The 12,877-nt window shown below is 73.2% G+C and carries 15 protein-coding genes; 12 read left to right on the plus strand and 3 right to left on the minus strand.

The window, feature by feature from the left end; translation table 11 throughout:
• Nucleotides 1–456 (plus strand): TIGR01620 family protein (locus tag QR78_RS03025; protein ID WP_048426017.1); only part of this gene is annotated, 456 nt, incomplete at its 5' end.
• Between the two features lie 277 nt (nucleotides 457–733).
• Here the strand turns inward: QR78_RS03025 and QR78_RS03030 are convergent.
• Nucleotides 734–1,540 carry an MmyB family transcriptional regulator gene (locus tag QR78_RS03030; protein WP_048426018.1) on the minus strand — a complete coding sequence of 269 codons (807 nt, stop codon included), beginning with the start codon at nucleotides 1,538–1,540 and terminating at the stop codon, nucleotides 734–736.
• Nucleotides 1,541–1,677: 137 nt separating this feature from the next.
• Here QR78_RS03030 and QR78_RS03035 point away from each other — a divergent pair, with 137 nt between their 5' ends.
• Genes QR78_RS03035 through QR78_RS03045 form a run of 3 tightly spaced genes read left to right on the plus strand, consistent with a single transcriptional unit; the run spans nucleotide 1,678 to nucleotide 3,130 of the window.
• Entirely contained in the window at nucleotides 1,678–2,037 is a 360-nt protein-coding gene (locus tag QR78_RS03035; protein WP_048426042.1) for a nuclear transport factor 2 family protein, read from the plus strand.
• Nucleotides 2,034–2,837, plus strand: coding sequence for an alpha/beta fold hydrolase (locus QR78_RS03040; protein ID WP_048426019.1), 804 nt, complete (start codon nucleotides 2,034–2,036; stop codon nucleotides 2,835–2,837). The genes QR78_RS03035 and QR78_RS03040 overlap by 4 nt, the downstream gene beginning before the upstream one ends.
• Nucleotides 2,834–3,130, plus strand: a complete 297-nt coding sequence (locus tag QR78_RS03045) for a putative quinol monooxygenase (RefSeq protein ID WP_048426043.1) — start codon at nucleotides 2,834–2,836, stop codon at nucleotides 3,128–3,130. The genes QR78_RS03040 and QR78_RS03045 overlap by 4 nt, the downstream gene beginning before the upstream one ends.
• A 75-nt stretch (nucleotides 3,131–3,205) precedes the next feature.
• Here QR78_RS03045 and pobA read toward each other — a convergent pair whose 3' ends face one another.
• On the minus strand, nucleotides 3,206–4,396 hold the full coding sequence (gene pobA, locus QR78_RS03050; protein ID WP_048426020.1) for a 4-hydroxybenzoate 3-monooxygenase: 1,191 nt from the start codon (nucleotides 4,394–4,396) through the stop codon (nucleotides 3,206–3,208).
• A 126-nt stretch (nucleotides 4,397–4,522) separates the two neighbouring features.
• Between pobA and QR78_RS03055 the strand changes: the two genes are divergently transcribed.
• The 3 genes from QR78_RS03055 to QR78_RS03065 all read left to right on the plus strand — a co-directional run bounded on the left by QR78_RS03055 (nucleotide 4,523) and on the right by QR78_RS03065 (nucleotide 7,053).
• Nucleotides 4,523–5,467: a helix-turn-helix domain-containing protein gene (locus QR78_RS03055; RefSeq protein WP_244276594.1), complete on the plus strand. Its 945-nt coding sequence runs from the start codon at nucleotides 4,523–4,525 to the stop codon at nucleotides 5,465–5,467.
• Nucleotides 5,464–6,387 (plus strand): aldo/keto reductase, encoded by a 924-nt coding sequence (locus tag QR78_RS03060; RefSeq protein ID WP_048426021.1) that lies wholly within the window; start codon nucleotides 5,464–5,466, stop codon nucleotides 6,385–6,387. The genes QR78_RS03055 and QR78_RS03060 overlap by 4 nt, the downstream gene beginning before the upstream one ends.
• A gap of 261 nt (nucleotides 6,388–6,648) precedes the next feature.
• Complete coding sequence (locus QR78_RS03065) at nucleotides 6,649–7,053, plus strand: hypothetical protein (protein WP_048426022.1); 405 nt, start codon at nucleotides 6,649–6,651, stop codon at nucleotides 7,051–7,053.
• A 28-nt stretch (nucleotides 7,054–7,081) separates the two neighbouring features.
• Here QR78_RS03065 and QR78_RS03070 read toward each other — a convergent pair whose 3' ends face one another.
• On the minus strand, nucleotides 7,082–7,780 hold the full coding sequence (locus QR78_RS03070) for a LexA family transcriptional regulator (protein WP_244276595.1): 699 nt from the start codon (nucleotides 7,778–7,780) through the stop codon (nucleotides 7,082–7,084).
• 284 nt (nucleotides 7,781–8,064) lie between these two features.
• On the opposite strand from QR78_RS03070, the gene QR78_RS03075 reads away from it, so the two are divergent.
• The 5 genes from QR78_RS03075 (at nucleotide 8,065) to QR78_RS03095 (ending at nucleotide 12,574) form a co-directional block, all read left to right on the plus strand.
• On the plus strand, nucleotides 8,065–8,274 hold the full coding sequence (locus tag QR78_RS03075; protein ID WP_048426023.1) for a hypothetical protein: 210 nt from the start codon (nucleotides 8,065–8,067) through the stop codon (nucleotides 8,272–8,274).
• Nucleotides 8,275–8,308: 34 nt separating this feature from the next.
• A complete protein-coding gene (gene nusG / locus QR78_RS03080) occupies nucleotides 8,309–8,980 on the plus strand; it encodes a transcription termination/antitermination protein NusG (protein WP_048426024.1) in 672 nt (223 codons plus the stop codon).
• Between the two features lie 504 nt (nucleotides 8,981–9,484).
• Nucleotides 9,485–9,919, plus strand: a complete 435-nt coding sequence (locus QR78_RS03085) for a hypothetical protein (RefSeq protein WP_048426025.1) — start codon at nucleotides 9,485–9,487, stop codon at nucleotides 9,917–9,919.
• Nucleotides 9,920–9,959: 40 nt separating this feature from the next.
• Complete coding sequence (gene terL, locus QR78_RS03090) at nucleotides 9,960–11,309, plus strand: phage terminase large subunit (protein ID WP_082172109.1); 1,350 nt, start codon at nucleotides 9,960–9,962, stop codon at nucleotides 11,307–11,309.
• Nucleotides 11,309–12,574, plus strand: coding sequence for a DUF1073 domain-containing protein (locus QR78_RS03095; RefSeq protein ID WP_048426026.1), 1,266 nt, complete (start codon nucleotides 11,309–11,311; stop codon nucleotides 12,572–12,574). Before terL ends, QR78_RS03095 begins: the two co-directional genes overlap by 1 nt.
• Nucleotides 12,575–12,877: the final 303 nt, after the last annotated feature.

Below are 12,877 nucleotides of genomic sequence, written 5' to 3' on the forward strand. Positions count from 1 at the left end.
GACCGCGCCGCCAAGGCGGCGGTGGCCGACGCGGCCAAGCAGGTGTCGGCGGTGACGGCGTTGAGCCCGCGGGCGATCGTCGATGTCGGCTTCGTGATCTTCGCAGCCGTCCGGCTGCTCCGCCGCATCGCCACCATCTATGGCGGCCGGCCCGGCCTGTTCGGCTTCCTACGTCTCGCCCGCGCGGCGCTCGCCCACCTCGCCGTCACCGGCAGCGTCGCGGTCGGCGACAGCCTGGTGCAGTCGGTGCTGGGCCTCGGCGTCGCAGCGCGGATCTCGGCCAAGCTCGGGGAGGGGGTGCTCAACGGCCTGATGACGGCGCGGTTCGGGCTGGCGGCCCTGGCCGTGTGCCGGCCGCTGCCCTTCACCCGCGAGCCGATGCCGCGGCTCGGGGACGTGGCGGGAGAGTTGCTGCGCGGGAACGGCGACGGCGAGGGACGGGAGACGTCGCGGTAGGCCCGGAGGCGGGATCGGTCGGCGGGAAACAGGTACGGGTCACCGGATCTGCACGGAGGCCGGAGAAAACCCGACACCGGCTCTGTCGGAAGCGAGGCGCCGGTCCGCAGGGGCGCCTGGCGGGCCGTGTCGCCGGCCCTCTCAGGGCTGTTTGACGGGCCATACCAATTCCGAACCCTCCCACGTCATCCTGGGGCCGCGGAGCGGAGCCCGGGATGACGGGGTGGGGTGGCGATGCCTGCGCCAGACCGACTGGAGCGGACCATCAAACAGGTTCTCACGAGGACGGACCGGTCAGCGCGCGTCGGGTCGCCTCGTCGGCGGGCAGGAAGCCCTCCAGGGTCAGCTCGGAGAGCGCGACGTCGGTCGCCGTTCCGAAGACGGTGGTGGTCGACAGGAACGAGAGCTGCCGTCCCGTCGCGGGATGCCGGAGGACCAGCGGCACGGCGATCCGGTCCGCGTCGGAGGGATGCACCGCCTGCGATCGTCCTCCCGGCGCGGGCAGGGCCTGCAGGGCATCGTGGAGGCGATCGAGCTCCGGATCCCCGGACGTGGCCGCATCGCGGCGCAGGCGCTCCAGGATGTGCCGGCGCCATTCGCCGAGGTTCAGGATCGCGGGGGCGAGCCCCTCGGGCGACAGCGACAGGGCGAGCACGTTGACCGGCGGCCGAAGCAGGCGGGGCGCCACGCCGGCGAGAAGCGGCGTGAGGGCGTCGTTGGCGGCCACCAGCGTCCAGTGCCGGTCGACGGCGAGCGCGGGAAAGGGCTCGTAGGCGGCGAGAACGGCGCGCACGGCATCGAGCGCCGCCCTCATGTCGGGCTGCTCCAGCGGGCGTTCGGCGAAGACGGGGGCGTAGCCGCCCGCCACGAGCAGGCGGTTGCGCTCGCGAAGCGGCAGGGCGAGGCGTTCGGCGAGCCGCAGGAGCATGTCCCGGCTCGCCGCCGACCGGCCGTTCTCGACGAAGCTGAGATGCCGCGCCGAGATCTCGGCCTCGAGCGCGAGATCCAGCTGGCTGAAACGGCGACGCCGCCGCCAGTCGCGCAGCACGTCTCCCACCGTGTTGGTCGCGAGCGCTGCTCTCATACGGTCCGCCTCGCACGCCGATCACGTCCTGCCGATGTCCTACCAAGTCGCGGCCCGCCGGGTAATGACCTGCGAGGTAATCGCCGGACGCGCATCCGCCTTCCATGCTCGGGCTCCCAACCGACGAGGAGACCGACATGCGAGCCCCGCGCGACATCGCCACGGACTATCTGGCCGTCTGGAACGAGGCGTCCGCCCCCGTCCGCCGGCGCCTGCTCGAAACCTGGCACCCGGACACCCGCTACCGCGATCCCCTGATGGCGGCCGACGGGCGCGAGGCCGTCGCAGCCATGATCGAGAGCGCGCGGGAGCGGTTCCCGGACCTCGCGTTCCGCCTCCACGGCACGCCGGACGGCCACGGCCCCTTCGTTCGGTTCTCCTGGACGCTCGGGCCGGCGGACGGCCCGTCCGTCGCGGCCGGCACCGACGTCGTGCGCCTCGACGCGACGGGCCGCATCGCCGAGGTGATCGGCTTCCTCGACGAGGTACGGTCATGACCGCGCCCTTCGTCGAGATCGCGGACGGCCACAGGCTCTTCCTGCGCGACTGGGGCAGCGGGCCGCCCGTCCTGCTCCTCGCCGGCTGGGGCATGGATTCGCGCATCTGGGGCGACGTCATGGTTGCGTTGAACGCCCACGGCCTGCGCACGATCGCCTACGATCGCCGCGGGCACGGCCGCTCCACCGACCCGGGACGGGCGGACGACGAGGGTCTGGCGGACGACTTGGCGCGGGTCGTCGCCGCCCTCGATCTTCGCCGCGTCACGCTCGTCACCCATTCGGGTGCGGCCGGGGAGGCGATCCGCTACCTCGCGCGCTACGGAACCGAGAGGATCGCCCGCCTCGTCCTCGTCGGCGCGACCGGGCCGCGCATGATGGCGGACGACGGAGGTCCAGGGCTCACACCCGAGATGGCGGCGGCGATGCGGGCGCGGCTGGCCTCCGACCTGCCGGGCTGGATCGAAGAGACCATCGAGCCTTTCGCGCCCGGGCATCGGGCCGCGCTGGGCGCCTGGATGTCCGGCATGGTGCAGGACGTCTCCCGGCGCATCCTCCTCGACGTCCAGGATGCCATCCTGTCGGTCGACCTTCGGCCGGAGGCCGCCCGTCTTGCGCTGCCGGTCACCCTGATCCACGGCGATCGGGACGCCTCGGCCCCGCTCGACCTCACGGCCCGGGCCTATGCCCGCCTGATCCCGGGCGCGGAACTCGTGGTCTATGCCGGTGCCGCACACGGCCTGATCGTCACGCACGCCGCGCGGCTCGCCGCGGACATCGCCGGGAGGTGCGCGTCGTGAGCATCGCCTACCTCGTCGGGTTCAGGCTCCGGGAAGGCCAGCGGGAACGTTTCCTGGACCTCCTGACCGCGGTCATGGACGCGATGCGCCACGAAGCCACGTATCGTGCCGCCACGCTGCACGCGGATCCGGACGATCCGACCCGCTTCCTTCTTCACGAGATCTGGGCCGACCACGACGACGTCGTGAACGTCCAGCTCCACCGTCCCTATCGGCGCGCCTGGCACGCGGCTTTGCCCGAATTGCTGCGGGAGGAGCGCCGCATCGAGGTCTGGCGACCGGTCGAGCCGTGAGTGCCGCCGGCTTCGGGCGGGACGCTCGATGCACGTGCCGCGCGGCGGATCGCAATCCTGCCGCGCCCCGTCCGGTTACCGAACGGCCGCCGGCCCCATCGGCAGCCCGACGTAATTCTCCGCCAGCGCCGTCTGCGCGGCCTGCGACCCCCGGATATAGGCCAGCTCCGCCACCTGCATCCGGCGCGCGAAGTCGTCCATGTCGGGGAAGCGGTGGGTGAGGCCGGTGAACCACCAGCTGAAGCGCTCGGCCTTCCACACCCGGGCGAGCGCCCGGGCCGAGTAGCCGTCGAGGCCCGACGCATCGCGGTCGGCGTAGTGCAGACTCAACGCCTCGGCGAGCATCGCGACGTCGGAGACGGCGAGGTTCATGCCCTTGGCGCCGGTGGGCGGGACGATGTGGGCGGCGTCCCCGGCGAGGAAGAGGCGGCCGTAGCGCATCGGCTCGGCGACGAAGCTGCGCAAGGGCGCGATGCTCTTCTCGAAGGAGGGGCCGCGCACCAGCCCGGCGGAGGCCTGCGGCCCGAGGCGGGTCTCGATCTCGTCCCAGAAACGCTCGTCCGACCAATCCTCGATCCGTTCGTCGAGGCCGACCTGGACGTAGTAGCGGCTGCGGGTCGGCGAGCGCATGCTGGCCAGCGCGAAGCCGTGGGTGTGGTTGGCGTAGATCAGCTCGTGGTTGACGGGCGGCACCTCGGCCAGGATGCCGAGCCAGCCGAACGGATAGACCCGCTCGTACACCTTCAGGACGTCGGCGGGGATCGCCGCGCGGCCGACGCCGTGGAAGCCGTCGCAGGCCGCGACGTAGTCGCAGGCGAGCGTGCGCGCCTCGCCGTTCCTGGTGAAGGTGACGCTCGGGGTCTCGCCGGCGAGGTCATGGAGCCGCAGATCCTCGGCCTCGAACACGATGCGGACGCCGCGGGGCTCGGCCGCGTCGAACAGGTCGCGCATCACCTCCTGCTGGCCGTAGACCGTGACGGCCGCACCGCCGGTCAGCGCCGCCATGTCGATGCGGAAGATCTCGCCGTCATAGGCGAGGTTGGTGCCGGTATGGACCAGACCCTCGGCCTTGAGCCGCCCGTCGAGGCCGAGCTCCCGCATCAGCGCGACGGTGCCCTGTTCGAGCACGCCCGCCCGCACCCGGCCCTCGACGTAGTCGCGGGTCCGCCGCTCCAGCACCACCGCGTCGATCCCGGCGCGGGCCAGGAGGTGGGCGAGGAACAGGCCGGCCGGGCCGGCGCCGATGATGGCGACCTGCGTGCGCATGGGCGTTTCCTTGTTCATGGGCGCCACGATCCCGCGGCGGCCTCGCCCCCGGTCTGCGCGGCGGCTCTCATGCCGGAAAGGTGAACCGGCCAGACCCGGTTGACGATGGACGGCGCGAGGAAAAAGTTGGATTTTTCGAACGTCCGCCCCTCCCGCCAGGGCTCGCCCGCGATGCGCCCGGATCCCGCCCAAGCCCCTGCGGTGCCGCACTTCTTCCTCTACGGCGAGGCGCCGCGGGACGCGGACGACCGCTTCCTGCACCTCGAAGCCTTGGACGATCGCAGCCGGCCGAACCGCTGGACCATCCGTCCTCACGTCCATTCGGGGCTGCACCAGGTCTTCCTCATCGCCGAGGGCGGCGGCGAGATGCGGGCGGAGGCCGAGCGCTTCGAGGTCGAGGCGCCCTGCCTGCTGGCGGTGCCGGCCGGCACCGCCCACGGCTTCAGGTTCACCGACGGCACGGTCGGCACGGTGCTGACCCTGTCGTCGCGCTACCTGCGCGACCTGTGCGGCCGCGAGCCGGAACTGGCGGCCCTGTTCGCCGGACCCGCCGCCCTCGCGCTGCCGGAGCCGGGCGCGGTCGAGGAGGCGGTGGCTGAGCTCGCCCGGGAGCTCGCCTGGGCGGCGCCGGGGCGGCGCGGCGCGATCGAGGCGCAGCTGATGCTGGTCCTGGTCGCCGGCCTGCGCCGGCTCGCCGCCGCGCGCGAGCCCACGGCTCCACCGGGCCCGCAAGCGCTCTTGACCGCGCGCTTCCGGGAACTGGTCGAGGCGCAGCACCGCCGCGAGCGGCCCCTCTCCGCCTATGCGGACGATCTCGGGGTGAGCGAGGCGCGGCTGCGGGCTGCCTGCCGGGCGGTGGCGGGCGCGAGCCCGGGCCGGATCATCCGCGAGCGCCGGCTGCTCGAGGCCAAGCGCAGCCTGCTCTATTCCGATCTCGGCATCGCCGAGATCGCCTACGGCCTCGGCTTCACCGACCCGGCCTATTTCTCCCGCTTCTTCGCCAAGGGCACCGGCGAGTGCCCCCGGGCGTTTCGCGACCGGCGCGGCGCCGACAGGGGAGAGACGCGATGACGACCGGACGGGACGGGCTGACCCGGCAGGGGTTTCTGGGCGCCGCGCTGGCGGCGGCCGTCGGCGGCGGGGCGGCGGCGCAGGGTGGAACCTCGGCTTTGCACCGGCGGCCGATCCCGGCGAGCGGGGAGACCCTGCCGGCGATCGGGCTGGGCACTTGGCGCGGCTTCGACGTCGGGGAGAAGGCCGCCGAGCGGGAGCCTTTGCGCGAGGTGGTGGCGGCCCTGCTCGACGGCGGCGGGAAGGTGATCGATTCCTCGCCGATGTACGGCCGGGCCGAGGGGGTGACCGGCGACCTCGTCGCCGAGGCCGGCGCCCGCGACACGGTCTTTCTCGCCACCAAGGTCTGGACCAGCGGCCGCGAGGCGGGTCTCGCCCAGATGCAGCGCTCGCTCCAGCTGCTGCGCAGCGAGCGCATCGACCTGATGCAGATCCACAACCTGCTCGACTGGCGCACCCATCTGCCGGTCCTGCGGGACTGGAAGGCGGCGGGCCGCATCCGCTACCTCGGCATCTCGCACTACACCGAGAGCGCCTACGACGCCGTCGAGGCGGTGCTGCGGGCCGAGCGGCTGGACTTCCTGCAGATCAACTACGCCCTCGACGACCGGGCGGCGGAGGATCGCCTGCTGCCGCTCGCCGCGGAACGCGGCGTGGCGGTCCTGGTCAACCGGCCGTTCGGCGGCGGCGGTCTTCTGCGGCGCCTCGCGGGCCGGCCGCTGCCGGACTACGCGGCGGAACTCGGCTGCACCTCCTGGGCCGGGATCCTGCTGAAATTCGTCATCGGCCACCCGGCGGTGACCTGCGCGATCCCCGGCACCGCCGATCCCGGCCACATGGCGGCGAACCTGCGCGCCGGCACCGGCCCGCTGCCGGACGAAGCCCTGCGCCGCCGCATGGTCGCCGACCTGCTGCGATGAATCGGAGCTGAACGCCAGAGCGCTCAAGTCATCATGCACCCGTCTCGGGTAAGCGCGGCCATTGTCGAAGTCGATCCGGCCGGCAAGCGTATCCTTGACGCCTTATTGCTGCCGTTCTGCCCGTGTTAAGGAACCTCCATCTACATCGCTCCACGCCGACCACGCGGCCTCCCGTCATTCGCATCGCGGCCAAGCCATGCCGCGCGACGGATCGGCCACGCTCGTCATCGGCGAAAACCGAACGGTCCAGGGGGTTTCTTCATGCGCAAGTCGTCCGTCGCCGCTCTCGTCCTGTGCGCCGCCCTGCCGGCCAGCCTGCAGCCGGCGTCGGCCGAGGGGCGCGGTGCCGGCGCCGGCTACAACGGGACGTGGTCGGTGCAGCTCGTCACCGAATCGGGCCTGTGCGACAGCCGCTACACCGTCGCGCTCGCGATCGACGGCGGCGCCGTGCGGGTGGCCTCGACGGAGGAGGGCGGCGCGAGCGTGAGCGGGCGCATCGGGTCGGACGGCCAGGTCGGCCTGACGGTGCGCCACGGCTCGGCCAGCGGCGCCGCCTCGGGCCGGCTCCAGGCCAATTCCGGCTCGGGCACCTGGAGCGTATCCGCCCTCTGCTCGGGCCGCTGGACGGCGCAGCGCCGCTCGACCCGCGTCGCGCAGGCCGACTGATCGAAGAGATCGCTGCACCCAGCAGCGATCAGCCCTTGGCGCCGGCGCAGAGCCGGCTCCAATGCTGCGCATGAACCGTGCCGATGATGCCCGAGGCCCAGGCCAGGCGGCAATCCGGCATCAGGGGCGCGTTGTGGCTCTCGAGGTGGTAGCTGCCCCGCTGCGAGCCGCGCAGGATCTTCTTCAGGTAGCGGTGCCCCTCCGCGGTCGCGACCGCGGCATAGAGGTCCAGCAGCCGCTCCGGGCTCTCCCCGGCCTCGGCGCAGAGCACCACGTCGTCGGGCTCGTATTTCGGATACATCGACAGGCCGGCGACCCGGAACGCCACCGTGCCGGGCGGCACCCCGAACGGCACCGTGATGCGAAAGAGGTCGCCTCCCGGCCCGGGCTGTTCGTCGCCGGTCTCGATCAGGCCGCCGGCACTGATCAACCCCTTCACCCCCACGACCTGCCCGCCCTCCGCGGATGACTCCCCCGCCTCGTCGTCGCCGAACAGCAGCCCCTTGGCGGTGACCTCGACGCCGTCGCGGCGGAAGCGCGCGGCGTAGCGCTCCGCATCGTCCTGGCCGATCGTCCGGGTCCCGGCCTCGTGCGCCCGGTAGGTGCTCTCCGGCCACGCGTTCTGCAGGGCGGCATCCCGGGCCGAACGGTAGCCGGCGGCGATGCGTGCCTGCCGCAGCCGTTCGCCCTGGGCCGCCCGCACGCGGTTCTCTCCCAGCTGAATCACCTCAGCGAACACTCCCGACACTTGAGGTATTGAAGGCGATCATTACATCATGTAGTGATCATGGTCGCAAGGACCGTGGCGAGGCTTGGACAAGCATCGTTGTTCGCGCGTGCCCGCCGTCGGCCATCCTACCCCGAAGCCCGCCTTGCGCCGTACCCCTCGTTGCGGGAGTTCCCCGATGGTCCACCGTTTCCTCGCCCCCCGTCACGGGCCGTCCGACGACGGGACCGACGGCCGGTCGCCGCGATCCCCGGCCGCGGCGGGGGAGGATCGGTCATGCGGGCATGATCGCGCTCGCCTCGCGGCTCGCGCCGGTGCAGGAGAGGGGCATGAAGGTTGCTCTGATCGTGCTCTGGACCCTCGCGGCGGGGGTCGGCCTGTTCCTGATGGTCCGCTCGCGGATCGTGACCGCAACCACGGCCCTGACGCGGGATGCCGCGCGGGATGCGGAGGACCGCCCCCGCGATCCGCCGGACCCGCCCGGCGCGGCCTGAACCGCACCGCCCACCCGCGACCCGGGAGGGCGGCGTGACCAAGGGCAAGCGCCGCATCGCCCGCCGCCGCCGGGAGGCCCTGGCGCATGACCGTGCCCCGGCGGACCGGGCCGCCGAGATCCGGCGACGCCGGCGGCGGCGGGTCCGCCCCGGGCGGACCGTGATCGCCGCCGACCGGGTCTGGCTCGTCGCCGAGACGAAGCCGCGCTGGGCAGCCCGGGCCGCCCGCGACCTCGACGCGATCGGCATCGCCGCCTTCGACCCGCGGGAGGAGGTCGAGCTGACCTCGCCCTCGGGTCGCCGCCGCACCGCGCGGGTCCCGCTGCTGCACCGCCTGGTCTTCGTCGGCCTGCGCGACGATGCCGACCTCGCGCGGGTGGAGGCGCATCCCGGCATCGACCGGGTCCTGTTCCGCGACGGCCGCGCCGTCGTCATCGCCCCCGCCGTGCTCCAGGGCTTCGCCGACGCGATCACCGGGCATGGCGGCGGCCGGGACGGGGCCCCGGAGGGCGCCGATGAGGAGGCGGTGAGGGCGGTGCTCTTCGCCCTCGGCGACGACGTACGAGTAGCGACGGGACCGCTCGCGGCCCTGCGCGGCACGGTCGAGGGGATCGATCCGGCCCGCCGCCGCTATCGGGTCGCCCTGTCGCTGTTCGGACGCGAGACGCCGGTGATGCTCGACGAGGATCAGATCGCGCGGGAGTGAACCCGATAAAAAAAGTCGCGTCCCGCCGAAGAGAACATTTGACGAACATCGGTGGGGCGAGTACAAGGGTTTCAGGTTATCCGGGTCCGCGGCCTGCCCCATCGAGGGACGTGGCCGCTCGACTGCCCCGCCGATGCGGGGATGTGTCCCCGGACCCGGCCCACGGCATCACCGAGGCGAAGGGCGGCTCGTGCCCGCCGGCCTCGGATGCCGGCGGTCCGCAGCCGTGCCGTGCCTCCCACCTTCCGACGAGGCGACATGGCCAAGAAGCCATCGGCGAAGAAGCCTTCTGCACCCAAGTCCTCTGCACCCAAGTCCTCGGCCACGACGCGCCCCGAACGGCGTGAAGCGCGGCGCAGCATCGACTGGGCGGGGATCGCGGCATCCTACCGGGCCGCCCCTGACCGCGGAGCCGCGATCGCACGGCAATTCGGCATCAGTCCGGCGGCGTTGCGTCGCCGGGCGCGGGCGGAAGGGTGGGAGCGGGATACCGCTCTACCCGTCATGGCCGCGCGTGACGCACCCGCGGATCCGGCTCGTCCGGGCGGTGTCCTCGGGGGCCACCGCATCGTGGTGGCGCAGGGCGCCGCCCTGACCCTGCGGCTCCTCGACGATCTCCGGGCGGCGATTGCCGAGGAGGCCGTGCCGGAGGACGGGTCGGAGGAGAGCGGGCTTGCCCGGGCCGCGGCCCTGCAGAAGCGCGTCGCGGCTCTTCGCGATCTCGCTGCCGCGGCGCGGCTGTGGATCGCCCTCGAACGCCAGGCCTGGGATCTCGACGCGAAGGGAGACGGAAAACTCCGTGACGACACCGCGCTCCCCGATCCCCAGGCCGCCTTCCGCCTCCTCGACGGCGAGCAGCGGGCCCAGCTTCGGGCCATCGCCGAGCACCTGGCTCAGCGACCCGCCGGCCCTGATCCGGGCCCTCGACCGGCTCGATAGCGAGGAGAGCCTGGCGGGGTTCGTCCGTCGGGCCTGGCCGGTGATCGAGCCGGGCGCGCCTTACATCCATGGCTGGCACATCGACGCCGTCGCCGCCCATCTCGAAGCCGTCACCGCCGGCGAGATCACCCGGCTCCTGATCAACGTGCCGCCCGGCACGATGAAGAGCCTGCTCGCCGGGGTGTTCTGGCCGGCCTGGGAATGGGGGCCGAAGAACCGGCCATCGTTGCGCACCGTCGCGGTCTCGCATACCGAGCGGCTGGCGCTCCGCGACAACCTGCGCACGCGGCGCCTGATCACCTCGCCCTGGTACCGGGACCTGTGGGGCGAGCGGGTGCGTCTCACCCGCGACCAGAACCGCAAGGGCCGGTTCGAGACCACGGCGTCCGGCCTGCGCGAGGCGGTCTCGGCCGGCTCGATCACCGGCTCGCGCGGCGACCGGGTGATCCTCGACGATCCGATCTCGGTCGAGGGCGCCAAGTCCGAGCGGGTGCGCGAGGCGGTGGCCCAGTGGTTCCTGGAGGCGGTGCCGACCCGCCTCAACGACCCCGTGCACTCGGCGATCGTGGTGATCATGCAGCGGCTGCACGAGCGCGACCTGTCGGGCGTGATCCTCGCTCGGAACCTCGGCTACGAGCACCTGATGCTGCCGATGGAGTTCGAGCCGGAGCGCGCCTGCGCGACCCGGATCGGCTTCAGGGACCCGCGCCGCGAGCCGGGCGAGCTGCTGTTCCCGGCCCGCTTCCCCAGGGAGGTGGTGGAGCGCGACACGGCGACGATGGGCGCCTACGCGGCGGCCGGCCAGTACCAGCAGCGGCCGGCCCCCCGGGACGGCGGGCTGTTCAAGCGCGGCTGGTTCACCCTCGTACGGGCCCTGCCCGCCGGCTGCACCGCCGTGCGGGCCTGGGACCTCGCTGCTAGCGTGCCCAGGGCCGGACGCCAGCCGGACTACACCGCGGGCGTCAAGCTCGCCCGCAGCCCCGACGGGCATCTCTACGTCGTCGACGTCCGCCGCGACCGGCTCTCGGCCGGGGGCGTCGAGCGGCTGATCCTCGCCACCGCCGCCGAGGACGGGCCGGCCTGCCGGATCTCGCTGCCGCAGGATCCGGGCCAGGCCGGCAAGGCGCAGGCGCACTACCTCGTTTCGCGCCTCGCTGGCTACGACGCGCGCGCCTCGCCGGAGAGCGGCGACAAGGCGACCCGCGCCGCCCCGGTCTCGGCCCAGGCCGAGGCCGGCAACCTCCACCTCGTCGTCGGGCCCTGGAACGAGGCCTTCCTCGACGAGCTCTGCACCTTCCCCAACGGCGCCTTCCTCGACCAGGTCGACGCCCTCTCGCGCGCCTTCTCGGCGCTGGCCCGGCCGGGATACGGCCTGCTCGGAGTCCTGTGATGTGGCTCGCCGACCGCCTCGCCAACCTCGTCTCCGGCCTCGGCGGGCCGCGGGACAAGAGCACCGGCAACCTGCACGTCCACGTGCCCCGGGCCCGGGCCGAGCTCGACGCCGCCTACCGGGACAACTGGCTCGCCCGCAAGGTCGTCGACATCGTGCCCTTCGACATGCTGCGCGAGTGGCGCGCCTGGCAGGCCCCGCCGGAGGTCGCGGCGGCGCTCGCCGCGAGCGAGGAGCGCTTGGGCCTTCAGGACCGCCTGCTGCGGGCCTTGCGCCTCGCCCGCCTGCATGGCGGCGCTGCACTCCTGATCGGCGACGGTGCGCCCGATCCGAGCCTGCCGCTCGAACCCGAGACGGTCGGGCAGGGGGGCCTGCGCTACCTCCACGTCCTGCCCCGCGGCCGGATCCAGGCCGGCGCCATCGAGCGCGACCCGCTCTCGCCCTGGTTCGGCGAGCCCATCGCCTACACGATCGCGGGCGGGCAGGCGGTGCATCCCTCCCGGGTGGTGCGCCTCCTCGGCGCCGCCCTGCCGGACGACATCGTCGGCGACGGCTGGGGCGACAGCGTGCTCCAGGCGCTCTTGGAGGCGATCGACCAGGCGACGGCGGCCGCCGCCCACATCGCCGCGATGCTGCCAGAGGCCAAGCAGGACGTGATCTCGGTGCCGGGCCTGTCGCAAGCCCTCTCGACCGAGGACGGCACCCGCCTGCTCACCGAGCGCTTCGCCTACGCGGCCCGGATGAAGGGCCTGTTCGGGATGCTGCTGCTCGAAGGCGACGGCCACTCGCCGGAGGGCGAGCGCTACCAGCAGAAGCAGCTCGACTTTTCCGGCCTGCCGGAGGTGGCCCGCCTCTTTCTCCAGGTCGCGGCGGGCGCCGCCGACATCCCGGTGACGCGGCTGCTGGGCCAGTCGCCCGCCGGCCTCAACGCCACCGGCGAATCCGACATCCGCAACTATCACGACCACGTCGCGGCCCGTCAAACCGTCGAGCTGACGCCGGCCATCGCCCGCCTCGATCGCTTGCTGGTCCGCGACGCTCTCGGCCGCGACGAGCCCGCCTTGCGCTACGTCTGGCGGCCGCTCGCCCAGGCGAGCGAGCGCGAGAAGGCGGAGATCGGCCGCCTCAAGGCCGAGACCGCCGCGATGCTCGCGCGCGAGGGCGTGGTGCCGGCGCACGTCCTCGCCCGCGGCGTCGAGGGCTGGCTCTCCGCCGCCGACCTCTTTCCCGGCATCGCCGCCGCCTTCGCGCGGCCGGCGGGCTGAGAAGGGCTTCCCACCCACTCCCGAGCGGTCCGACACGGTCACATCGCCGGACAAGGCGCGGGTTCATCTCCTCTCCCCGCGGGCGGGGAGAGGGTCGCTTGCACCTTGTCGTGCAAGCGACGAGCGCAGGCGAAAGCCGAAGCGAGGGTGAGGGGGTCTCGACGGATGAGGCTCCTCCGGCACCACCCCCTCACCCTCGGGTCGATCCCTTCGGGATCGATGCGCCGCCGCGCCGCGTCACCTGAACGGTGACGCGGCCCTCTCCCCACCCGCAGGGAGAGGAGCGATGCGCGCGACCCGGCC

Origin of the sequence: Methylobacterium indicum, from assembly GCF_001043895.1 — a bacterium.
In the GTDB taxonomy this organism is placed as follows: domain Bacteria; phylum Pseudomonadota; class Alphaproteobacteria; order Rhizobiales; family Beijerinckiaceae; genus Methylobacterium; species Methylobacterium indicum.

What these genes read in the sequence shown, in the direction of transcription:
- QR78_RS03030 (WP_048426018.1), bottom strand. Translation starts at nt 1,540, where the DNA reads ATGAGAGCAGCGCTCGCGACCAACACGGTGGGAGACGTGCTGCGCGAC.
- QR78_RS03035 (WP_048426042.1), top strand. Translation starts at nt 1,678, where the DNA reads ATGCGAGCCCCGCGCGACATCGCCACGGACTATCTGGCCGTCTGGAAC.
- QR78_RS03040 (WP_048426019.1), top strand. Translation starts at nt 2,034, where the DNA reads ATGACCGCGCCCTTCGTCGAGATCGCGGACGGCCACAGGCTCTTCCTG.
- pobA (WP_048426020.1), bottom strand. Translation starts at nt 4,396, where the DNA reads ATGCGCACGCAGGTCGCCATCATCGGCGCCGGCCCGGCCGGCCTGTTC.
- QR78_RS03060 (WP_048426021.1), top strand. Translation starts at nt 5,464, where the DNA reads ATGACGACCGGACGGGACGGGCTGACCCGGCAGGGGTTTCTGGGCGCC.
- QR78_RS03065 (WP_048426022.1), top strand. Translation starts at nt 6,649, where the DNA reads ATGCGCAAGTCGTCCGTCGCCGCTCTCGTCCTGTGCGCCGCCCTGCCG.
- QR78_RS03075 (WP_048426023.1), top strand. Translation starts at nt 8,065, where the DNA reads ATGATCGCGCTCGCCTCGCGGCTCGCGCCGGTGCAGGAGAGGGGCATG.
- QR78_RS03085 (WP_048426025.1), top strand. Translation starts at nt 9,485, where the DNA reads ATGGCCGCGCGTGACGCACCCGCGGATCCGGCTCGTCCGGGCGGTGTC.
- QR78_RS03095 (WP_048426026.1), top strand. Translation starts at nt 11,309, where the DNA reads ATGTGGCTCGCCGACCGCCTCGCCAACCTCGTCTCCGGCCTCGGCGGG.